Raw genomic sequence first — 21,107 nt, 5'->3', positions numbered from 1 at the left:
TTCGGCCGTTCGGCCTGATCGAAGCGAAGGACTGCCTCCCGCCCCTGATGCCGTTCGCCGCATTGCGGCATGTCGATTGAGCCCTGGCTGGCAGTTGCCAAAACGCGCTTCGATTTCAGATCCAACCGACCGAGCGAGACCTGCGTCGAAGTGAATTTTCTGCCTTCGGAAAACCCGTTTCAGATCAGCGCCTTACAATCTCTGAACCAGATCGGCGCAGTCATCAGGTCCAGAGAATATCATCCCGTAGAGAACGCTTCGGGCCCTTCTGGCACCGTGGCCAGTGAACAGCCCCTCTCGCATAACCCCCGAAAACAACGAGAAAATCCGGCCGCAGCCGGATCGGGAGAACGCTTTCACAAAGGCAAGTGGCGGACAGTGTGGGATTCGAACCCACGAGACGGTCTCCCGCCTACACACTTTCCAGGCGTGCGCCTTCGACCACTCGGCCAACTGTCCGGTCGCGGCTCTTTAGCCGGATGTCATGGGTCGATGCAAGGGCCGTTGCGGGCTTGGCCGGCTTTGTGCCGCGCCCGACGGGCCGGCCTAATCGAACAGCAGGGTGACGCGGCGGTTCTGGCGGCCCTTGTTGTCGATCCTGCCCAGACGGATGCCGCCGATCTCTCCGGTCCGGGCGACATGGGTGCCGCCGCAGGGCTGCAGATCGACCTGCTCCGCCCCCTGCCCGATCCGGATCAGCCGGATCCGGCCGGCGCCGCGCGGCGGCGCCACCGAGAGGGTCTTGACCAGGCCGGGATCGGCGTCGAGCTCGGCCTCGGTGATCCAGTCCTCGGACACCACCAGATCGCGGTCGACCAACGCGGTCAGCGCGGCCTCGATCGCGGCGGGGTCTTTCGGCGGCTCGGGCATCAGGAAATCCAGCCGCCCCTTCCCGGTTCCGACCTGGCCGCCGGTGACCGGCAGCGGAATCACCACCGACAGCAGATGCAGCGCGGTATGCATCCGCATCAGCCGATAGCGCCGATCCCAGTCCAGCAGCTGCCGCACCTCGGCCCCGACCCGGGGCTGCGCCGCCGGCGCGTCGGGCACCAGCACCACCGCCCCCTCGGCGCCCTTCACCGTCGTCGCGATGCCGATCCGGCCGCCGTCCCAGTCGAGCCATCCGGCATCGCCGGGCTGGCCGCCGCCGGTCGGGTAGAACAGGGTTTGATCCAGCACGATCCCGCCCTCCGTGGTCAGCCCGACGACCCGCGCCGGGGCCTCGGTCCGGTAGGCGTCGTCACGAAACAGCAGTTCGGTCAATCGTCGTCCCTCATGGCTTGTTCCTCGCTCGGATTGCTGGCGGCGTCGAGGCGATCGTGCCGCACCGCGGCGGGCGCGACCGCGGCCGGTTCGGGCGCCGAAACGGTGGGCGGCGCCGCGCCGGGGGCCGGCCCGGGCACCATGGCGCCGACCAGCGTCTCGGGGTTGCGCAGCCAGATGTCACGCTGGCCGAAGGGGATCTCGATCCCCGCCTCGGCAAAGCGCCGGGCGATCTCGTGATGGATGTCCGACTTGGTCGACAGCGAGAAATTCACGTCGCGCAGGATCGCCCGCACCTCGAACTCCAGCGCATCGGCGCCGAAGCCCGCGAAGGTCACCGAGGGCGCCGGGTTCAGGCTCACCAGCGGATGCGCCTCGGCGATCTCGCGCAGGATGCTCTCGACCAGCCTGGTGTCGGTGCCATAGGCGACGCCGACCGAGACGAGGATCCGCCCGGTCAGGTTGCCCCGGGTCCAGTTGGTCACCGTGCCGCTGATGAAATCGGCATTCGGCACGATCACATCGGTCCGGTCGAAGGTCTCGATCCGGGTCGAGCGGACCGAGATCGCCTTGACGATGCCCATCTTGCCGCCGACCTCGATCCAGTCGCCTTCGGCCACCGGGCGTTCGATCAGCATGATGATGCCCGAGACGAAGTTCGAGACGATGTTCTGCAGGCCGAAGCCGATCCCGACCGAGAGCGCCCCGGCGACGAAGGCCAGCGAGGTCAGCGAGATCCCGGTCGAGGTGATGGCCAGCAGCCCGGCCAGGAACATGCCGACATAGCCGATGCCCGAGACGATGGCATTGCGCCCGCCGGCATCGATCCTTGTCTTCGGCAGCACGGTGGAGCGCAGCATCCCCTGTATCAGTCGCGTCGCCGCGTAGCCGATCGCGAAGACCACCAGCAGGGTCACGAGCTGGCCCAGCGACAGCTTGGTGTCGCCGATCGAGATCCCCTCGCTGGCCCGGGCCCAGATCTCGGTCAGATCCGACACCCGCGCGCCCCAGATCAGCGCGAAGACCGGCACCGAGACCAGGACCAGCAGCATCCCGAACAGGACCGGCATCAGCGCCTCGTGCAGCTCGCTGTCGGATTTCCCGGTGATCAGCCCGTAGAGCTGGGTGACGAAGTTCTGCAGCACGACCAGAAAGGCAAGCAGGCCCAGCGAGACCGTCGCCGGGAAGGTCAGGAAGCCCGCCGCGGACTGATAGCCGATGCCGGCCAGCACCGGCCCGAGAATCCCGAAGATGCCGATGATGCGCCCGACCATCCGCGCCAGGCGGCTCCGATAGGCCGTGCCCTGCGCTTCGTCCCCGGTCTCGACCGGCCGATGGCCGATCAGCTGGCCGATCCGCGCCAGGCACAGGCCCGCCACCACCAGCACCGGGAAATAGAGCACCGCCCGCGTCGCATCGGAATAGCCTTCATAGTCCGACACCGCCCGGACCAGCACGATCAACCAGAGCATCATGCCCAGCACCAGGGTGAAGAACCGTCCCTCGGTGCGGCGCTCGGGCGGCAGCGACAGCACGTCCATGCCGCCGGCGTCGCGCGGGAAGACCTGGCTGCCGACCCAGAGCGAGACCGCCAGCATCAGGCCGAACCGGCCGATCTGCCCGACCAGCACCGAGCCGTGATACCCGGCCAGATGGCTGATCTCGATGGCGCCCTGGATCGCCAGGAACCCGGCATAGAGCACCACGGCCCGGCCGATCGAGATGACAAAGCCGATCACGCCCTGGGCCTGCAGCGACCGGTTTGCGGCAAGCCTGTTCCGCAGCAGTTGCAGCCAGCGCCGCCCGCGCAGCAGCAACAGCGCCGCGGCCAGCAGCAGCAGCAGGATGGCCGGCGCGGCGGCGCGGGCCTCGGCAATCGTGCTGGGATTGCTCCAGACCGAGACGGCTTCCTGCATCACCACCCGTGCGGTGCTGCCCAGTTCGGCCACGGCGCCGGGCCAGTGGCTCGGGTTCAGCGGCGAGGGCCCCAGTTCCAGCAGCGCCCTTGTCTGGCGCGAGCGGATCAGCGCGTCGATCTCGCTGATCAGGCTGTCGGCGCGGGAATAGGCCTCGTCGGCGGCGATGCGCGGGGCCTCCAGCCGCGACAGCTGCGCGGTCAGCTCGGCCCGCCGCGTGGCGATTTCCGTCGCCTCGGTGGCGCCCTCCGCCGGTGCCGGCCCGAGGGCCGAAATCTGTGCCTTCAGGGTCGCGATGCGGCTCTCGTTGGTGGTCTGTGCCTCCTGGAACTTCGCCCGCCAGACCACCAGATCGGCGCGGAGCACCTCGAAGGCCGCCGTCGATGCCAGCCCGTCCTCCAGCGCCGTCTCGGCCCGCTTGGCCAGCTTTTCCCACTCGGGATCGGTGGTCGAAACCGTGGCCTGCGCCGAGGTATCGGCGGGGATGAGGCTGTCGGCCGGGGCGGCAGGATCGAAGGGCAATTGCCCGGCGCTGTCTGCACCCGTGTCGCTGTTGGCGGCATCCGGCGAGTCCTGCGCCAGGACCCGCGGCGCGGCCAGCGTCAGAAGGCTGCCGAGCAGCGCGAGAAGCAGCACCAGCCGCAGCAGCAGGGCCCGGCCGGATCGACCGGCATGGGCGAGGCGCGGCACCCGCCCTAGTCCTCGAAGACTTCGGGCAGATCGCGCCCGCCGCCGTCCAGCCAGGCCGGGACCGGCAGCCCCTGCTTGTGCAGGAAGGCCGGGTTGAACAGCTTGGACTGATAGCGGGTGCCGTAGTCGCAGAGCACCGTCACGATGACATGGCCCGGGCCCATCTCGCGCGCCATCCGCACGGCGCCCGCGACATTGACCCCGGATGACCCGCCCAGGCACAGCCCCTCATCGGTCAGCAGGTCGAAGACATAGGGCAGCGCTTCGGAATCCGGCACCTGACAGGCGAAATCCGGGGTGAACCCCTCGAGATTGGCGGTGATCCGGCCCTGCCCGATCCCCTCGGTGATCGAATTGCCTTCGGATTTCAGCACCCCGCTGGTGTAGAAACTGTAGAGCGCCGCCCCCATCGGATCGGCGATGCCGATCTTCACGCCCTTCGGCTGCAACGCCATGCCGACCCCGGCCAGCGTGCCGCCCGAGCCCACCGCGCAGATGAATCCGTCCACCTTGCCGCCGGTCTGTTCCCAGATTTCCGGCCCGGTGCTCTCGATATGGGCCTGCCGGTTGGCGGTGTTGTCGAACTGGTTGGCCCAGATCGCGCCGTTCGGCTCGGTCTTCGCCAGTGCCTCGGCCAGGCGGCCGGAATAGCGGACATAGTTGTTGGGGTTCCGGTAGGGCGCCGCCGGAACCTGCACCAGCTCGGCGCCGGCCAGCCGCAGCATGTCCTTCTTTTCCTGGCTCTGGGTCTCGGGGATCACGATGACGGTGCGAAACCCCATCGAGGCCCCGACCAGCGCCAGCCCGATCCCCGTATTGCCCGCGGTGCCCTCGACGATGGTGCCGCCGGGCCGCAGCTGGCCCCTGGCCACCGCGTCGCGGATGATCCACAGCGCCGCCCGGTCCTTGATCGACTGGCCGGGGTTCATGAATTCGGCCTTGCCGAGGATCTCGCAGCCGGTGGCCTCGGACGCCGCCTTCAGGCGAACCAGCGGCGTGTTGCCGACCAGCTCGGCCAGATCGCTCTTGACCTGCATCATCATCTCCCTTCGGGCCCGTCGTCGGACCATCCCTCAGACCCATCCTTCCTAGGACCGCACTCCTCGAAGCTCAAGGGAGAAGCCTTGCCGGCCCCGGCCCCGCACCCGGCGCCGAAACCCTGGTTCCGCCCCGGCCCGGTTTCCCGGATCAATCCCCTGCCCTGACCGCGGCCGGGCGGAACCCGGTCCGCGCCCGGCGGCGGAAATAGGGACCACCGCCCGGCGCCCGACAGGTCCGTCAGGTGCGGCAGACACATCGCCAAGTGTGGCGATGCCTCGCCCGGCCGCGACGGGATCAGTCCTTGCTGACCGTCGCCTTGACGATCACGTCCGGGGTGCCCGTGACCTTGCCGTTGCCGCCGGTGCCCCTCTTGATCGCGTCCAGCACGTCGAGACCTTCGGTCACATGACCCACCACCGTGTACTTGCCGTCCAGGCTCGGCGCCGGGGCGAACATGATGAAGAACTGCGAATTGGCGCTGTCGGGATTCGACGCCCGGGCCATGCCGACGGTGCCGCGCACGAAGGGCGCGTCCGAGAACTCGGCCTTGAGATCGGGCAGGTCCGAGCCACCCATCCCGGCGCGCGAGATGTCGCCGCCCGACTTGCCGTATTGCACGTCGCCGGTCTGCGCCATGAAGCCGTCGATCACCCGGTGAAAGACCACCCCGTCATAGGCGCCCGATTCGGCTAGGGTCTCGATCCGCGCGACATGGTTCGGCGCCAGATCCTTGGCCAGGTCGATGACGATCTTGCCATTGGCCTCGCCCGACACTTCGAGCGTCAGCGTATCGGCGAAGACCGGCCCCGCGACCAGCAGCGCCGCGCTCAGCAGCAGGCTACGCATCGGCGGCAACCCTGACCGAGATCATCCGGTCCGGATTCGCAGGCGGCTCGCCCCGGACGATGGCATCGACATGTTCCATGCCCTCGATCACCCGACCGTAGACAGTGTAATTCCCGTTCAGGAAGTCGTTGTCCTTGAAGTTGATGAAGAACTGCGAGTTGGCCGAATTCGGGTTCGACGAACGCGCCGCGCCGATCGTGCCGCGGGCATGCGGCAGGCTGGAAAACTCGGCCGGCAGGTCCGGCAGGTCCGAGCCGCCGGTGCCGGCCCGGCGAATGTCGAAGTCCTTTTCCGCATTGCCGTTGGCGACATCGCCGGTCTGCGCCATGAATCCGTCGATCACCCGGTGGAAGACCACGTTGTCATAGGCACCGGCGCGCGCCAGTTCCTTCATCCGCGCAACATGTTTCGGCGCCACATCGGCCAGCAGTTCGACAACCACCGTGCCGTCTTTCAACTCGATGAGGATCGTGTTTTCGGGGTCCTTGATATCGGCCATCCGGGCCTCCTATGCGTTCAGGTCGCCCGCAACCTAGGCCGCTGGCCGCGGAAGGGAAAGGGGCGGAAGGATCACCGCGCGTCACCCGCATGTTATCCGCGCCGCGCCGGCGCCGGCCCTGCCCCGGCCGATGTTGACGCCGCCCCGACAATAGGGTTCGAAGGAGGGACAACCGGCAGCTACGCCGCCCCCCGAACCGGAGTTACAGCCATGGCCTTCCTCAGCCTCGACGACCTCGACCTGACCGGCAAGACCGTCCTGGTCCGCGTCGATATCAACGTGCCGATGGAAAACGGCAAAGTCACCGACATGTCCCGGATCGAACGGATCGTGCCGACGGTGCGCGATATCGTCGCCAAGGGCGGCAAGCCGGTGCTGATGGCCCATTTCGGCCGCCCCAAGGGCAAGGAAGTGCCGGAAATGTCTCTCCGGCACTTGGTTCCGGCGCTGCAGGCGGCGCTCGACCTGCCGGTGGCCTTTGCCGAGGACTGCATCGGCGGCCCCGCCAAGCGCGCCGTCGCGGATCAGGCGGCGGGCACCGTGGTGCTGCTGGAGAACACCCGCTTCCATGCCGGCGAGGAATCCAACGACCCGATGTTCGCCGCCGCCCTGGCGGCACTGGGCGACATCTATGTCAACGACGCCTTCTCGGCCGCGCACCGCGCCCATGCCTCGACCGAGGGCATCGCCCGGCTGCTGCCCTCGGCCGTCGGACGGCTGATGGCCGAGGAGCTGAAAGCGCTCGACCTCGCCCTCGGCGCCCCGCAACGCCCGGTGGCGGCGATCGTCGGCGGCGCCAAGGTCTCGACCAAGCTCGACCTGCTGGGCAACCTGGTCCGCAAGGTCGAATCGCTGGTGATCGGCGGCGGCATGGCCAACACCTTCCTGGCGGCGCAGGGAATCGACGTCGGCAAGAGCCTCTGCGAACACGACATGGCCGAGACCGCCCGCGAGATACTGAAGAAGGCCGACGAGGCCGGCTGCACGGTGATCCTGCCCTCCGACGTGGTGGTGGCACGCGAATTCGCCGCCGGCGCGGCCACGGAAACCCTCGCCGCCGAGGCCTGCCCGGCCGACGCGATGATCCTCGACGCCGGCCCCGAGACGGTGGCGCGGATCAACGCGACGCTCGAACAGACCCGGACGCTGATCTGGAACGGCCCGCTGGGCGCCTTCGAGATTCCGCCCTTCGATGCGGCGACCCTGGCGGTGGCGGCCCGGGTGGCGGAACTGACCGAAGCCGGCACGCTGGTCTCGGTGGCCGGCGGCGGCGACACGGTGGCGGCGCTGCATGCCGCCGGGGTGGCCGACAAGCTCAGCTACATCTCCACCGCCGGCGGCGCCTTCCTCGAATGGATGGAAGGCAAGACCCTGCCCGGTGTCGCGGCGCTGGAAACCCGGCAGGATTGAGCCGGCATCCCCGACGGCCGCGCGGGCCGGCCGGGGCGGGCGCCTCCGGCGGGAGTATTTCGGACCCGAAGATGCCCGACGGTGCCATGACCGGAGGCTGCGGGCGATTTCACCGCCCCTGAACCCCTCCGACCGTTGACCACGGGTCAATCGGGCGGCAAGCTGTTCGGGTGAATTTGCACCGAAAGGAATTTGCCATGCCCTTGTCCCGCCGCACTCCCGTCTGGGCCGTCGCAGGACTGGTCGCCCTCGGCCTTGCCGGGCCCGCCGCCGCGCAGCAGCAGAAGACCACGCTGCTCGACCTGATCAGCCCCGACCGGATCGTCGCGCGGATGATGCAGATGGGAATCATGTCGCTGCGGACGCAGATGGACCTGACCTACGGGGCGATCTCGGCCTCGGCCCTGACCGGCAGCGTCACGCTCACCGACATCAAGGCCTGGCCGCTGGTCGACTGGGAGATCGAAGAGGGCTGCGCGATCACCATCGACCGGCTGACCCTGCGCACCGTGCCGCTGGACGAGCTGGACCTGGTCCGGATCAAGGCCCAGGCCACCGGCGCCGAAGCGACGCTCGACTGCCTGCCGCCCGAGGCCCGCGCCGGCGGCGCGATGCTGGGAATCGACAAGGTCGCCCTGTCGCGGATGACGGTGGATCTGGACTACCGGATCTCGACCGCCGGGGCGAAGGCGCATGTCTACGCGCTGGCCGACGGGCTGGCTGCGATCTCGGCCGATGTCGATCTGGACTATATCTGGATGGACGGCACCCGCCGGATGGATGATCCCGAGCCGGTGGTATTCCTCAACTCGGCCTCGCTGAAGCTGGAGAATCTCGGCGCCTGGGAAAAACTCTCGCCCATGGTTCCGCCGCCGATGCTCGACGCGGCCCAGTTCGGCCCGATGATCGATCAGGGGCTGAACGGCATGCTCGGCCTCGCCCCGGGGGAACCGGTTCCGCCGGCGCTGGCGGAATTCTCGGCCTCGGCCAAGGAGGCCTGGTCGGCCTTCCTGGCCGATCCGCGCAGCCTGGTGCTGGAGACCGGCTTTCCGAACGGAGCGGCCCGCTATCTGAACCTGATGGACTGGGAAGGCAGCCTGGATACCATGCTGAGCGATCTGGAACCGCATATGGCGCTGCGCACCCAGCCGGCCCGCAGCATGCTGCCGGTGGCGCTGATCTCCAAGGCGCTGGACGCGCCGGACACGCTCGACCTCGATGAGCGGGTGACGGTCGGCACCGCCTTTGCCACCGGGATCGGCGCACCGCGCGACCTGGCCACCGCCGAAACCCTGCTGGGCCCGGCGGTCGATGCCGGCAACGGCTCCGCGGCGCTGGTGCTGGCCCGCGCGGTCGAGACCCGCGACCCGGAGAAGGCCTATGCGCTGGCCCTGCTGGCCGCCGAGCGCGGCACCGAAGGTGCGGCCGGCGTGCTGGACCGGATCGAGGCCGCCCTGCCCTTCGCCAAGGTGCTGGAACTGCAGGGCGTGCTGGTCGAAGGCATCGAGCATCCCGTCGAGGCGCTGGAACAGCTCACCTCGGTGCGGGACGAGGCCTCGAAGCGGATGACCGGCAAGGGCCGGACCCGGTCCTACGAGGTCGCCGCGCTCTGGGCGATGATCGGCTCGGCCGCCGGCGACCAGGAATGCGCCGACATCCTGGCCGAGATCGACGAAAAGGTCCGGCTGGCCGGGCCCGACGCCGCCGACGTCTGGGCGGCGCAAGAGGCCAATGCCGTCGAACTGGCCCGCGGAGCCTGGGTCGGGTTCGACCTGCCGTCGAGCTTCGGCGGGGTCCACTAGGCCCCGTCCCGGCCGGGCGACAGGCCGCGTCGCCCGGTCCGGTCACGGCAATGCAGGAAATCCGCCCCTGCGTTAGCGCAACCGTCCTTGAAGCCCCGGCCCGCCGCCCCTACTCACTCCTCACATCTTGCCAGAAGAGGATTGAACGCAATGCGGACCACCCGGGCGGTGCAGGCCATCTTGAAGAATTACGAAGGGGAAAACCCCGGCGTGAAAGGCAACTTGGCGCGGATGCTCATGGAGGGGAAACTCGGCGGCACCGGCAAGATGGTGATCCTGCCGGTCGATCAGGGTTTCGAACACGGGCCGGCGCGCAGCTTTGCGGTCAACCCGGCCGCCTACGACCCTCTCTACCACTACCGGCTGGCGATCGATGCCGGGCTTTCGGCCTATGCCGCGCCGCTGGGCATGCTGGAAGCCGGAGCGGACAGCTTCGCCGGGCAGATCCCGACGATCCTGAAGGCCAACAGCGCCAACAGCCTGATGAGCCCCTCCGCGGGCAAGAACCAGGCGGTGACGGCATCGGTCAACGACGCGCTGCGGCTGGGCTGCTCGGCCATCGGGTTCACCATCTACCCCGGGTCGGACATGGCGCTGGACATGTTCGAGGAAATCCGCGCCTTGCGCGAAGAGGCCGCCAGCGTCGGCCTGCCGACGGTGATCTGGTCCTATCCGCGCGGCGAGGCGATCACCAAGGAAGGCGAGACCGCCATCGACATCGCCGCCTATGCCGCCCAGATCGCGGCCCTGCTGGGGGCGCATATCATCAAGATCAAGCTCTCGACCGACCATCTGATGCTGCCCGAGGCCAAGAAGGTCTACGAGGCGGAGAAGGTCGATATCTCGACCCAGGCCAAACGGGTCGCGCATTGCATGCAGGCGGCCTTTGCTGGACGCCGGATCGTGGTGTTCTCGGGCGGCGCCAAGAAGGGCGAAGGCTCGGTCTACGACGACGCGCGCGCGATCCGCGACGGCGGCGGCAACGGCTCGATCATCGGCCGCAACACCTTCCAGCGGCCGCGCGACGAGGCGCTGGCGATGCTGGGGCAGCTGATCGACATCTACAAGGGCAAGGCCTGAGGGCCAGGGCCCCGCAGCGGCGCAAAGGGCGGCGGCCGCCCCGGGAGGGGGCGGTCCGGTCGCTGCCCGGGCAGATGCCCGGGCCGCCCTTCCCTTTCAGACCGAGCGGGTGATCCCGCCATCGACGCGCAGGTTCTGCCCGGTGATGTAGCCCGCCCCCTCCGAGGCCAGGAAGGCCACCGTGGCGGCGATTTCCTCGACATGGCCGTAGCGGCCCATCGGAATCCCGGCCTTTCGCTCGGCGGTCTCGGGCAGCGAATCGATGAAGCCCGGCAGCACGTTGTTCATCCGCACGCCCTTGGCGGCGAATTCGTCGGCAAAGAGCTTGGTGAAGGCCGCCAGCCCGGCCCGGAACACGCCCGAGGTCGGAAAGGTCGGATTCGGCTCGAAGGCCGCGAAGGTCGAGATGTTGACGATCGAGCCGCCGCCCTGAGCCGCCATGATCGGCGCCACGAGCCGCGCCGGACGCACCGCCGAGAGGAAATAGACCTCCATCCCCCGGTGCCAGTCTTCATCGGTCAGTTCCAGCACCGGCGCCCGCGGCCCGTGCCCGGCAGAGTTCACCAACACATCGATCCGGCCCCATTTCTGCATCGCCAGATCGACCAGCCGCTGCAGGTCGGCCTCGACCTCATAGCTCCCGGTCACGCCGACGCCGCCGAGTTCGGCCGCCAGAGCCTCGCCCTTGCCCGACGAGGACAACACCCCGATCCGGTAGCCATCCGCCGCCAGCCGCCGGGCGCTCGCCGCCCCCATGCCGCTGCCGCCGCCGCTGACCAATGCCACCTTGTCCGCCGCCATATCCAGTTCCTCCATTGCTTTGCCGGAGGGGCAGGCTACAAAGGCGGAATGAAAATCGCCAGCTTCAATATCAACGGAATCAAGGCGCGGGCCGGCGCGGTGCTCGACTGGCTCGGGGATGCGGACCCCGATGTGGTCGCCCTGCAGGAGATCAAGTCGCAGGATGCCGACTTTCCCGCCGCGCTCTTCGAGGATGCCGGCTACAATGTCGCGACGCATGGGCAGAAGGCCTATAACGGCGTGGCCTTGCTGTCGAAACTGCCGCTGGAGGATGTCAGCCGTGGCCTGCCCGGCGACGAAAGCGACGAGCAGGCGCGCTGGATCGAGGCGACCGTCGTCGGCAGCACGGCGGTGCGGGTCTGCGGGCTCTACCTGCCCAACGGCAACCCGGCGCCGGGCCCGAAATACGACTACAAGCTGGCCTGGATGCAGCGGATGGAGGCCCGTGCCCGCGCCCTGCTGGCCGAGGAAATGCCCGCCGTCATGCTGGGCGACTACAATGTCATCCCGCAGGACGAGGACGCCGCCCGCCCGCAGGACTGGGTCAAGGACGCCCTTGCCCTGCCGCAGACCCGCGACGCCTTCCGCCGGGTGCTGAACCTGGGCTTCACCGATGCCTTCCGGGCCTGCGTGCAGGGGCCCGGGCATTACACCTTCTGGGATTTCCAGCGCGGCGCCTGGCAGCGCAACGACGGGATCCGGATCGACCACATGCTGCTGACCCCGCAATGCGCCGACCTGTTGCAGGAGGTCGGGATCGACAAGGATGTGCGGGGGCTCGAACGGCCCTCGGACCATGTGCCGATCTGGATGAAGATTGACGCCTAAGCGTCGGATGTCTAAAATCTTTCCTGAAATTCCCGGGTAAACAGGCAGCCCGGCCCAGACTCCGGACCCATGTCCCCCGGGACATGTCCGACCGAAGAGGTATGCTGCCATGTCATCGCGCCCGGCCCCGTTTCTGCGCCCGCTCTCCCTCTGCCTCGCCCTGGCGCCGGCCCCGGCCCTTGCCTGCTCGACCGCCAGTACCGGCGCCAAATGCGTCGGCGTGGGCACGATGCATTCCGGCGGCGCTTCGGGTCTGATCCGCAAGGCCCCCTATCGCGAACCGACCTACAAGGTCGGCGATACCCTGCCGGAAGAGTACCAGATGCTGACCAACACCGGCTATTACGGCCTGCCGCCGGCCCGCGACGGCTGGCTCTATTTCCGGGTCGAGCACCAGCTTTTCCGGGTTGACCGGAAAAGCCGGGTGATCCTGGAGGACGCGACGCGCGAGGCAAACAAGGCGTTCTGAAACCGGGGGCCGGCCCGCGTCAGCCGCAGGTCCAGAGGAAATCGGCCTGGTTTTCACCCTTGTGGATGTGGATCACCGTCAACAGGCAGCTTCCGGCGGCGGTGACGACCGGATGCTGCTGGCCGATGGCGAGGGATGATCTCTTGCCGCCCAGGACGATGCCGACCAGATCGCCGCGCCCGCCCGCGGGCGTCCCGGTGACGGCCAGAACCGTGCCGCCGGGGTCAAGCAGGCGCGTGGTGCCGCCGGCCATGGTGAAGGTCTCCTGGCGGGTCGGCGCGGCATCGAGATCAAGCGCCAGCCCGGCCGCCTTCCGGTCCGCATCGCTGGACCGCGCGCCGCAACGGACCAGGAAATTCGCCTTGTTCTCGCCCCGCACGATCTCCATCAGCGTCAGCACGCAACCGTCCGAGGCACCATCGGCCGCGACATAGCCGCCGAGCGAAAGCAAATGCTTCTTGCTGTTGGCTCGGATCGCGACCAGATCGCTGCGCCCTCCGGCCGGGGTTCCGATCATCGAGAACAGCAGCCGGCCCTCCATCAGCAGCCCGGTGCGGTTGCCCTCGATCGCCAGGGTGGCCAGGGTCGCCGGGACCGGGGGCAGATCGACCGCCCGCGCCGCGGCACGCCGCACGTCCTTGCCGGATGGCTCCCCGCAGCGCAGCAGGAACTCGGCCCGGTTCTCGCCGGTCGCGATGCCCAGAAGCGTCAGGCTGCACCCCTCGGTCTCGCTGTCGGCCACCACATAGCCGCCGATGGCCAGACTGGCCTTGCGGCCATTCAGGCGCACCGCCACCAGGTCCCTGCGCCCGCCGGCGGGAGTCGCCACCATCGAGAACACCAGCCGGCCATCCATGAAGTAATGGCTCTGCCCGCCGTCCATGGTCAGCCGTTCCTCGTCTACCGGCGGCACCGGTTCGGCCGGAGGCTCGGCTTCCGGCGGGGCCGGCGCCGGCACCTGCCCGATTTCGGGAAGCTCGGCGGCCCCGCGCGCGTCGGGTTCGGGCACCGCCCTGCCCGCGGCATCCCCGGCCGGGGCCGCGACCCTGAACACGAAATCGCCCCGGTCGAAGCCGAGTTCCCGCAGCTTGCCATAGCGCGGCGTCTGCCGGTTCAGCGTCAGCGAGGTCATCTTGTCGGCCAGGAACAGCCCGAGTTCGGATCCGGTCAGATAGCCGTCATGATTGGCATCGGCGTTCGGCTCGTCCCCCGACAGCGCGTCCAGGAACAGGCGCCGGAAACTCCCGTCATCGCTGACCGTCTGACCGGCATCCCCGGACGAGATGATCTGCCGCACCGGCAGCCCGGTCGCACGGGTGATCGCCGGCGAGGGCATCGCGCGGGTTGTCTCGAAGACATTGCCGGAAAAGCAGGAATCGAAGATCGCCAGAACATGCTGGGCCCGCACCTCGCGCATGTATTTGCCGAAATCGCGCATCGAGACCGCCCGGCGCCGGAACAGGCCCTCGCGCTGCGGCGCCGGCGCGTCGATCGGCACCAGATAGGCTTCCTCGCCGATCATGTGGCCGTGCCCGGCATACCAGATCAGCAGCCGCGCCCGTTCCTCCTGACCATGGCCGTAGATGAAATCCTCGAGCGCGTCCTCCAGCCCGCGCGAGTCGAGATCGGTCTTCAGCGTCACCTCGAATCCGCGCCGGTCGAGCGCCTCGGCCACCGCCCTGGCGTCGCGCACCGCGTTCGACAGCTTCGGCCAGCCGCCCGAATAGCGGTCCATGCCGATCACCAGCGCATAGGAATGGTCGTAGAGCGGTTGTGCCGCGCCGCCGCCGGCGCCCGGCAGCCGCACCCCGCCCCGCGTCTCGGCGACGGCAAGACTGGCGGTCCACGCCAGGATCAGCGTCAGCAGAAAGCGTATCATCCCGGCTCCGGCATTGCCCCTTTGCGAAACAGTGGCATCGCCGGGCCAATGCCGCAACCCGCCCGGTCACTCGGCGGCAACGGCCTTTCGTGCCTTCAGCATCTGTTTCAGGTGGTGGCCGGTGTAGGAGCCTTCGACCTTGGCCACATCCTCGGGGGTGCCGGTCGCGACGATCCGGCCGCCGCCATCGCCGCCCTCGGGCCCGATGTCGATGATCCAGTCGGCGGTCTTGATGACATCCAGATTGTGCTCGATGACCACCACCGTGTTGCCCTGCTCGACCAGTTCGTGCAGCACTTCCAGCAGCTTGCGCACATCCTCGAAATGCAGCCCCGTAGTCGGCTCGTCGAGGATGTAGAGCGTCCGCCCGGTGGAGCGGCGCGACAGTTCCTTCGACAGTTTCACCCGCTGCGCCTCGCCGCCCGAAAGCGTCGTCGCCTGCTGGCCGACCTTGATATAGCCCAGCCCGACCCGCACCAGCGCGTCCATCTTTTCCCGGATCGCCGGAACCGCCTGGAAGAATGCCTGCGCATCTTCAACCGTCATGTCAAGAACGTCCGCTATCGACTTGTTCTTGAACTTTATTTCCAAGGTTTCACGATTGTAGCGCTTGCCCTTGCAGGTCTCGCAGGTGACATAGACGTCGGGCAGGAAATGCATCTCGATCTTGATGACGCCGTCGCCCTGGCAGGCCTCGCAGCGACCGCCCTTGACGTTGAAGCTGAACCGCCCGGACTTGTAGCCCCGCGCCCGCGCCTCGGGCAGGCCGGCGAACCAGTCCCGGATCGGTGTGAAGGCCCCCGTGTAAGTGGCCGGATTCGAACGCGGAGTCCGCCCGATCGGGCGTTGGTCGATGTCGATCACCTTGTCCAGATGCTCGAAGCCCTTGATCGTCTCGCAGGGCGCCGGCACCTCGCGGGCGCCGTTCAGCCGCATCGCCGCGTTCTTGTAGAGCGTCTCGATGGTCAGGGTCGATTTGCCGCCGCCGGAGACTCCGGTCACGCAGATGAAACGGCCCAGCGGAAACTCGGCCGTCACCTCCTGCAGGTTGTTGCCGGTCGCCTTGACCACGGTCAGCGTCTTTCCGTTGCCCTTGCGCCGTTCGGCCGGAATCGCGATCTCGCGGGTGCCGGAAAGATACTGCCCGGTGATCGAGGCCGGATCGGCCGCGACCTCGGCGGGGGTCCCCTTCGACACGACATGGCCACCATGCACCCCGGCGCCGGGCCCGATGTCAAAGACGTAATCCGCCTCGCGGATCGCTTCCTCGTCATGCTCCACCACGATCACCGTGTTGCCGGTGTCGCGCAGCCGCTTCAGCGTGCCCAGAAGCCGGTCGTTGTCGCGCTGGTGCAGGCCGATCGAGGGTTCGTCGAGCACATAGAGCACCCCGGTCAGGCCCGAACCGATCTGGCTGGCGAGCCGGATCCGCTGGCTCTCGCCGCCCGACAACGTGCCGGAACTGCGGCTGAGGGTCAGATATTCCAGCCCGACGTTGTTCAGGAATCCGAGCCTTTCGCCGATCTCCTTCAGGATCGCCCGCGCGATCTCGTTCTTCTGCTTTGTCAGCGACTCGGGCACCGTCTGCACCCAGTCATAGGCCTCGCGGATCGACAGCCGCACCACCTCGCCGATGTGCTTCATGCCGATCTTTACCGCCAGCGCCTCGGGCTTCAGCCGATAGCCGCCGCAGGCGCCGCAGGGGCGGTTGTTCTGATACTGCTCGAACTCTTCCCGGACCCAGTTCGAATCGGTCTCGCGGTAGCGCCGTTCCATGTTCGGGATCACGCCTTCGAAAGGCCGCGTCACCTGATAGACCCGGCCGCCCTCGTCATAGCGAAAGGCGATTTCCTCATCGCCCGACCCGCGCAGGAGCACCTGTTTCGCGCGCTCCGGCAGGTCGATCCAGCGGGCCTTCTTGTCAAAGCCGTAGTGCTTGGCCAGCGCGTCGATGGTCTGGGTGATGTAGGGGCTCTTGGTCTTGCGCCAGGGCGCGATCGCGCCATCGGCCAGCCGCAGCGACTGGTCCGGCACCACCAGGCGTTCGTCGAAGAACAGTTCCACCCCCAGCCCGTCGCATTGCGGACAGGCCCCATAGGGGGCGTTGAACGAGAACAGCCGCGGCTCGATCTCGGCGATGGTGAAGCCCGAGACCGGGCAGGCGAATTTCTCCGAGAAGGTAAAGCGTTCCGGCTCCTCGCCCCCGGACGGCGCGGTTTCCAGGATCGCGATGCCGTCGGCAAGGTCCAGCGCGGTGCGGAAGCTGTCGGCCAGCCGGGTCTCGATCCCCTCCTTCACCACCAGCCGGTCCACCACCACGTCGATGTCATGGCGGAACTTCTTGTCGAGCGCCGGCGGGTCTTCCAGGTCGTGGAATTCCCCATCGACCTTGACGCGCTGGAAGCCCTGCTTGCGCAGCTCGATGAATTCCTTGCGGTATTCCCCTTTCCGGTCGCGCACGATCGGGGCCAGCAGATAGGCCCGGCTGCCTTCGGGCATCGCCATCACCCGATCGACCATGTCCTGCACCTGCTGCGCCTCGATCGGCAGGCCAGTGGCCGGGCTGTAGGGCGTGCCGACCCGGGCGAAGAGCAACCGCATGTAGTCGTAGATCTCGGTCACCGTGCCGACGGTCGAGCGCGGGTTCTTGCTGGTTGTCTTCTGTTCGATGGAAATCGCCGGGGACAGGCCCGAGATGTGATCGACATCCGGCTTTTCCATCATGTCGAGAAACTGCCGCGCATAGGCGCTGAGGCTTTCGACATAGCGCCGCTGGCCCTCGGCATAGATGGTGTCGAAGGCGAGGCTGGACTTGCCCGAGCCGGACAGGCCGGTGATGACCACCAGCCGATCGCGCGGAATGTCCACGTCGATGTTCTTCAGATTGTGCTCGCGCGCGCCGCGAACCTCGATGAACTTCTGCTCGGCCATGACCACCTCTGTCGGGGACCCGTGCAATCTAGGGTGCTGACCGCGATAAACCACCCACGCGGCCGGGGCATTCTGGAACAAAGCATGAATATCCACAAGGGATACTGTTAACGTCGCGCTCCCGGGCGGCGTCGGCGCCCTGTGGGGACGAATCTACGCCCCGAAGATGGCGGGGTCGATGGGCAGATCGACGCGGCTGCCGCTGTCGCCGGTGAGGCTCAGGCGGGCGCCGGAGACGGCGATATCGGCCACGCTCTGCCAATCGGCGGGGCGCGGAATGGCGCCGATGACATGACGGATGACATGGCGCGGGCCCAGGATCAGGCAGGTCGCCACCCCTTCGCGCCGGACCGGATTGTCGGCCGAGGCGGCGCGATGGCCCTCGGCGCCCGGAGCGATCCCGTCCTCGATCCCCAGAACCCCGCGATGCCGGCGATGCCAGGGGGCGGCCTCGCGCCCGCCGTTGGACAGCCAGAGCATCGTCACCGGCAGCACTTGCGGGTCCTTCAGCACGAAGACCACGTCCTCGTCCCGGGTTACGGCGGTCCAGCCCAGGGGATTGCCCGGCGCCTCGACCGCCGTCAGGAAATCCTCGCAGCGGGTCTCGGGGTAGCGGCTCAGATCGACCGGCCCCGCGACACCGCGGATCGCCGTCAGCGCCGTCGAGCGGGCGCCCGGCAGAAAGATGTTCTCGTCCTTTTCCAAAGGCTTGGAGGGTGCAATGAATGCAGTTTTCGGGCTCATCGACAGCCGCGCACCGCGGGCCTGCACCATCGGGTGATGCGCCAGGGTGATCGCCCCTTCGCCGCCGGTCACGACATGGGTCTGACAGAGCAGCGGCGCCTCGGCGCTCAGCTCCAGATGCTTCTCGACCGTCGCCCCCTGCACCGTCCGCGCCAGCCGAAGAACCGCCTTTCCGGGGGCCTGCGTGACCAGATCCCAGGCGCTGTTCGAGGTGTAGCCGTGTTGCGGATCGCCGGTCAGGTCGGACTTGCCGAAAGGCATGCAGAGGAAATCCCCGGCCAGCCGCTGCTCGACCTTCGACAATGTCGCGTCACCGTCGCAGGTGCCATGCCATTGCGCCCGGTGCAGCGGGGTCAGCGGGCCGAACCAGAGATCGGGGATATTGCCGAGACTCGCGTCGAAGGTCAGCCCGTTCGGCCCCGCGAGCAACTTTAACATCAGCCCCGAAACCCCTGAGCAACAACATATTTTTCGGAACTGTCTGCGCGGCTTGCGGGCGGTTTCACATTCGCCACCTTGTCGAACCGCTTTTTCAGAAGCAGTTGCAGCCCCTGTTCGGTTCCCCCCGCCAGCACCTTGGCCACGAAGGTCCCGCCCGGCACGAGAACGTCGAACGCCAGTTCCGCCGCCGCCTCGCAAAGCGCGATGATCCGGATGTGATCGACCTGCTTCACCCCCGAAGAGGCCGCCGCCATGTCCGACATCACCACATCCGCCGGCCCGCCGAGCCATTCCTTCACCGTGTCGTCGGCGCCTTCGGAAAGGAAATCCAGCACGTGGATCTCGGCCCCCGGGATCGGATCGACCTCCTGCAGGTCCAGCCCCAGCACCCGGCCGACCTTCTTGCCCGATTTCTGGCCAAGCGCGTTGACCCGCTCGACCGCCACCTGGCACCAGCCGCCGGGCGCACAGCCCAGGTCCACGACCCGCGCGCCGGGCACGAGAAACCGGTACTTGTCGTCCAGCTCCAGAATCTTGAACGCCGCCCTGCCGCGATAGCCCGAAGCCTTGGCCTTCTTCACATAGGGGTCGTTCAGCTGCCGTTCGAGCCAGCGGGTCGAGCTGAGCTTGCGCCCGCGCGCAGACTTGACCCTGACCCGCAGGTCGCGCTGCCCGCGTCCGCTGGTAGGTTTCCCGGCCATGGTCTCATGCAATCCTGTTGGCGACCGGTTCCTCCGGCCAAACACGCGGCATAGTCAGCCCGGCGCGACTCCGCAAGTCAGAACGGGCCATCTTCCAGCACCCCATGCGCCGACATCTGGGCATAGAGCAGCCCTTCGCGCAGCCCCCGGTCGGCCACGGTGAGCCGGTCGGTCGGCCAGATCCGCAGCAGGGCCTGCAGGATCGCCGCCCCCGACATGATCAGCGTATGCCGGTCGCGCCCGATCCGCGGGTCGGTCCGCCGCCCCTCCGGCCCCAGGGTCAGATATTCGCGGATCACCCGGTCGATCTGGTCCGAGGTCATCCGCAGCCCGTCCACCTTGTTGCGGTCATAGCGCTTCAGCCCCAGGAACGAGGCCGCCACCGTGGTGACGGTCCCCGAGGTGCCGATGATCTGGAACCCCTCGCGGGTCTGCTCGCTTTCGTAGGGGCTGAACGAGGCCAGGTTCTCTTCGAAGAACCAGGACATCAGCGCGAATCGCGCCGCATCGTCATCGACATCGCGGAACTGGTCGCGCAGCGTCGCGACGCCCAGCGGCACCGAGATCCAGTCGACCACCTTGGCATGCGGGAACGGGCTGTCCTGCCGGAACCCGGTGTGCAGCCGCATGATCGCCTTGGGCCGTTCGACCCAGGGCACATTGGTCAGGTCGATCCAGACCAGTTCGGTCGAGCCGCCGCCGATATCGACGACCAGCAGCTGATCGGTCCGGGTCGAGACCAGCGGCGCGCAGGAGATCACCGCCAGCCTTGCTTCTTCCTCGGTCTCGATGATCTCCATCGCCAGCCCGGTCTCGCGCTTGACGAAGGAAATGAAGTCACCCGCGTTGCTGGCCCTTCGGCAGGCCTCGGTCGCCACCAGCCGCATGTTCCGCACCGCGTGCTTCTGCAGCTTCTTGCGGCAGATATGCAGCGCCTGGACGGTGCGCGCCATCGACGCCCGGCTCAGCCGCCCGGTCGATTCCAGCCCGGCCCCGAGCTGCACGGATTTCGAAAAGGAATCAACGACGTGGAACGAGTTTCCCTTGGGCTGCGCAATAAGCATCCGGCACGAGTTCGTGCCAAGATCGAGCGCGGCGTAAAGCTCGGCCGGGTCGGGTTTCGATGGCGCAAGCGGCTCGACCGGAGACGGGAACGCGCCTGCACCTTTGGGACGCATGGGCGCCATTTCGACGCGCCCTCCTGTTAGTTGTCCTGATGTTAGCACGCATCCCTCGTTACGCAAGCCCGCCCGGGCGCCGGAATCCGACTGCGGCGCCCCGTCCCCGCCTCATGATGATGATGCCTCGATTTCATCGCCCCGGGCATGGCGCCAGCCCGACCCATCGGCTATGTCTGGCAGCGTCGTTTCACGACGCCACTATGTCGATTTTCTACTGTGTCGCGGGCCGATCGGGCCCTACAAGCGGCGGAAAGAAGGACGGGACACGCATGGCCGCAATCACCATCGTCTACTGGCGCGACATGCCGGCGCAGGTGATCGCGGGCAAGGGCCGCAGGGGGGTGAAGTTGCCGCTTCCCGAACGGTTCGAGCAGGCCATCGACCGCGCGGCGATGAAATCCGGAGCCGCCGGAACCGATGCCTACCTGGCCGAATGGCGCCGCGCCGAGCCCTATGAGGTGCCCGGCGAGGATGCCGAAGCCGCGGCGGCGGAGGTCGCGCGGATCGATGCCGAATTCGATCCGGCGCGACTGCGGGCACTGATCGAGACCGGAGGCTGGGCGCGCTAGCGTCCCGACATGTGGG

Annotated in this window: 17 protein-coding genes and 1 tRNA gene; 6 read left to right on the top strand and 12 right to left on the bottom strand. The window is 67.9% G+C overall.

Annotation, left to right across the window (positions count from 1 at the left end; translation table 11 throughout):
- Window positions 1–369: 369 nt before the first annotated feature.
- From NUW50_RS04115 to NUW50_RS04090, 6 genes are all read right to left on the bottom strand, one after another.
- Window positions 370–459 (bottom strand) — tRNA-Ser (locus NUW50_RS04115).
- Window positions 460–546: 87 nt separating this feature from the next.
- Entirely contained in the window at window positions 547–1,263 is a 717-nt protein-coding gene (locus tag NUW50_RS04110; protein ID WP_258287792.1) for an alanyl-tRNA editing protein, read from the bottom strand.
- Window positions 1,260–3,869: a DUF3772 domain-containing protein gene (locus NUW50_RS04105; protein WP_258287791.1), complete on the bottom strand. Its 2,610-nt coding sequence runs from the start codon at window positions 3,867–3,869 to the stop codon at window positions 1,260–1,262. Before NUW50_RS04105 ends, NUW50_RS04110 begins: the two co-directional genes overlap by 4 nt.
- Window positions 3,870–3,874: 5 nt before the next feature.
- A complete protein-coding gene (locus NUW50_RS04100) occupies window positions 3,875–4,906 on the bottom strand; it encodes a cysteine synthase A (RefSeq protein ID WP_258287790.1) in 1,032 nt (343 codons plus the stop codon).
- A 298-nt stretch (window positions 4,907–5,204) separates the two neighbouring features.
- The gene (locus NUW50_RS04095; protein WP_258287789.1) at window positions 5,205–5,756 is read right to left on the bottom strand and encodes a peptidylprolyl isomerase; all 552 of its coding nucleotides are present in this window, start codon (window positions 5,754–5,756) and stop codon (window positions 5,205–5,207) included.
- A complete protein-coding gene (locus tag NUW50_RS04090; RefSeq protein WP_258287788.1) occupies window positions 5,749–6,255 on the bottom strand; it encodes a peptidylprolyl isomerase in 507 nt (168 codons plus the stop codon). Before NUW50_RS04090 ends, NUW50_RS04095 begins: the two co-directional genes overlap by 8 nt.
- A 210-nt stretch (window positions 6,256–6,465) precedes the next feature.
- On the opposite strand from NUW50_RS04090, the gene NUW50_RS04085 reads away from it, so the two are divergent.
- The 3 genes from NUW50_RS04085 (at window position 6,466) to NUW50_RS04075 (ending at window position 10,547) form a co-directional block, all read left to right on the top strand.
- On the top strand, window positions 6,466–7,665 hold the full coding sequence (locus NUW50_RS04085; protein ID WP_258287787.1) for a phosphoglycerate kinase: 1,200 nt from the start codon (window positions 6,466–6,468) through the stop codon (window positions 7,663–7,665).
- Between the two features lie 197 nt (window positions 7,666–7,862).
- Window positions 7,863–9,467 carry a hypothetical protein gene (locus NUW50_RS04080; RefSeq protein WP_258287786.1) on the top strand — a complete coding sequence of 535 codons (1,605 nt, stop codon included), beginning with the start codon at window positions 7,863–7,865 and terminating at the stop codon, window positions 9,465–9,467.
- Window positions 9,468–9,617: 150 nt separating this feature from the next.
- The gene (locus tag NUW50_RS04075) at window positions 9,618–10,547 is read left to right on the top strand and encodes a class I fructose-bisphosphate aldolase (protein ID WP_258287785.1); all 930 of its coding nucleotides are present in this window, start codon (window positions 9,618–9,620) and stop codon (window positions 10,545–10,547) included.
- A gap of 96 nt (window positions 10,548–10,643) precedes the next feature.
- Here NUW50_RS04075 and NUW50_RS04070 read toward each other — a convergent pair whose 3' ends face one another.
- The gene (locus NUW50_RS04070) at window positions 10,644–11,348 is read right to left on the bottom strand and encodes an SDR family oxidoreductase (protein WP_258287784.1); all 705 of its coding nucleotides are present in this window, start codon (window positions 11,346–11,348) and stop codon (window positions 10,644–10,646) included.
- Window positions 11,349–11,396: 48 nt separating this feature from the next.
- On the opposite strand from NUW50_RS04070, the gene xth reads away from it, so the two are divergent.
- On the top strand, window positions 11,397–12,176 hold the full coding sequence (gene xth / locus NUW50_RS04065; protein ID WP_258287783.1) for an exodeoxyribonuclease III: 780 nt from the start codon (window positions 11,397–11,399) through the stop codon (window positions 12,174–12,176).
- A 109-nt stretch (window positions 12,177–12,285) separates the two neighbouring features.
- Window positions 12,286–12,645: a hypothetical protein gene (locus NUW50_RS04060; protein WP_258287782.1), complete on the top strand. Its 360-nt coding sequence runs from the start codon at window positions 12,286–12,288 to the stop codon at window positions 12,643–12,645.
- A 19-nt stretch (window positions 12,646–12,664) separates the two neighbouring features.
- Here the strand turns inward: NUW50_RS04060 and NUW50_RS04055 are convergent, their stop codons facing one another.
- The 5 genes from NUW50_RS04055 to NUW50_RS04035 form a co-directional block, all read right to left on the bottom strand.
- Entirely contained in the window at window positions 12,665–14,524 is a 1,860-nt protein-coding gene (locus NUW50_RS04055) for a caspase family protein (RefSeq protein WP_258287781.1), read from the bottom strand.
- A gap of 66 nt (window positions 14,525–14,590) precedes the next feature.
- Window positions 14,591–17,455 carry an excinuclease ABC subunit UvrA gene (uvrA, locus tag NUW50_RS04050; protein WP_258287780.1) on the bottom strand — a complete coding sequence of 955 codons (2,865 nt, stop codon included), beginning with the start codon at window positions 17,453–17,455 and terminating at the stop codon, window positions 14,591–14,593.
- Between the two features lie 153 nt (window positions 17,456–17,608).
- Complete coding sequence (locus tag NUW50_RS04045; RefSeq protein ID WP_258287779.1) at window positions 17,609–18,637, bottom strand: hypothetical protein; 1,029 nt, start codon at window positions 18,635–18,637, stop codon at window positions 17,609–17,611.
- Window positions 18,637–19,341, bottom strand: a complete 705-nt coding sequence (locus NUW50_RS04040) for an RlmE family RNA methyltransferase (protein ID WP_258287778.1) — start codon at window positions 19,339–19,341, stop codon at window positions 18,637–18,639. The genes NUW50_RS04045 and NUW50_RS04040 overlap by 1 nt, the downstream gene beginning before the upstream one ends.
- 77 nt (window positions 19,342–19,418) lie before the next feature.
- Window positions 19,419–20,528, bottom strand: coding sequence for a Ppx/GppA phosphatase family protein (locus tag NUW50_RS04035; RefSeq protein ID WP_258287777.1), 1,110 nt, complete (start codon window positions 20,526–20,528; stop codon window positions 19,419–19,421).
- Between the two features lie 263 nt (window positions 20,529–20,791).
- On the opposite strand from NUW50_RS04035, the gene NUW50_RS04030 reads away from it, so the two are divergent.
- Entirely contained in the window at window positions 20,792–21,091 is a 300-nt protein-coding gene (locus NUW50_RS04030; protein WP_258287776.1) for a virulence factor, read from the top strand.
- The last annotated feature ends 16 nt before the right edge of the window (window positions 21,092–21,107 follow it).

This window comes from Frigidibacter sp. ROC022 (assembly GCF_024723735.1).
In the GTDB taxonomy this organism is placed as follows: domain Bacteria; phylum Pseudomonadota; class Alphaproteobacteria; order Rhodobacterales; family Rhodobacteraceae; genus SLM-1.
Note: the sequence above shows the minus strand (reverse complement) of the source record. Positions and strands in the feature narration are given on the sequence as shown.

Coding starts and splice junctions, on each gene's coding strand:
- NUW50_RS04100 (WP_258287790.1), bottom strand. CDS start 4,906: ATGCAGGTCAAGAGCGATCTGGCCGAGCTGGTCGGCAACACGCCGCTG.
- NUW50_RS04095 (WP_258287789.1), bottom strand. CDS start 5,756: ATGCGTAGCCTGCTGCTGAGCGCGGCGCTGCTGGTCGCGGGGCCGGTC.
- NUW50_RS04090 (WP_258287788.1), bottom strand. CDS start 6,255: ATGGCCGATATCAAGGACCCCGAAAACACGATCCTCATCGAGTTGAAA.
- NUW50_RS04085 (WP_258287787.1), top strand. CDS start 6,466: ATGGCCTTCCTCAGCCTCGACGACCTCGACCTGACCGGCAAGACCGTC.
- NUW50_RS04080 (WP_258287786.1), top strand. CDS start 7,863: ATGCCCTTGTCCCGCCGCACTCCCGTCTGGGCCGTCGCAGGACTGGTC.
- NUW50_RS04075 (WP_258287785.1), top strand. CDS start 9,618: ATGCGGACCACCCGGGCGGTGCAGGCCATCTTGAAGAATTACGAAGGG.
- NUW50_RS04070 (WP_258287784.1), bottom strand. CDS start 11,348: ATGGCGGCGGACAAGGTGGCATTGGTCAGCGGCGGCGGCAGCGGCATG.
- xth (WP_258287783.1), top strand. CDS start 11,397: ATGAAAATCGCCAGCTTCAATATCAACGGAATCAAGGCGCGGGCCGGC.
- NUW50_RS04060 (WP_258287782.1), top strand. CDS start 12,286: ATGTCATCGCGCCCGGCCCCGTTTCTGCGCCCGCTCTCCCTCTGCCTC.
- NUW50_RS04055 (WP_258287781.1), bottom strand. CDS start 14,524: ATGATACGCTTTCTGCTGACGCTGATCCTGGCGTGGACCGCCAGTCTT.
- uvrA (WP_258287780.1), bottom strand. CDS start 17,455: ATGGCCGAGCAGAAGTTCATCGAGGTTCGCGGCGCGCGCGAGCACAAT.
- NUW50_RS04045 (WP_258287779.1), bottom strand. CDS start 18,637: ATGTTAAAGTTGCTCGCGGGGCCGAACGGGCTGACCTTCGACGCGAGT.
- NUW50_RS04040 (WP_258287778.1), bottom strand. CDS start 19,341: ATGGCCGGGAAACCTACCAGCGGACGCGGGCAGCGCGACCTGCGGGTC.
- NUW50_RS04035 (WP_258287777.1), bottom strand. CDS start 20,528: ATGGCGCCCATGCGTCCCAAAGGTGCAGGCGCGTTCCCGTCTCCGGTC.
- NUW50_RS04030 (WP_258287776.1), top strand. CDS start 20,792: ATGGCCGCAATCACCATCGTCTACTGGCGCGACATGCCGGCGCAGGTG.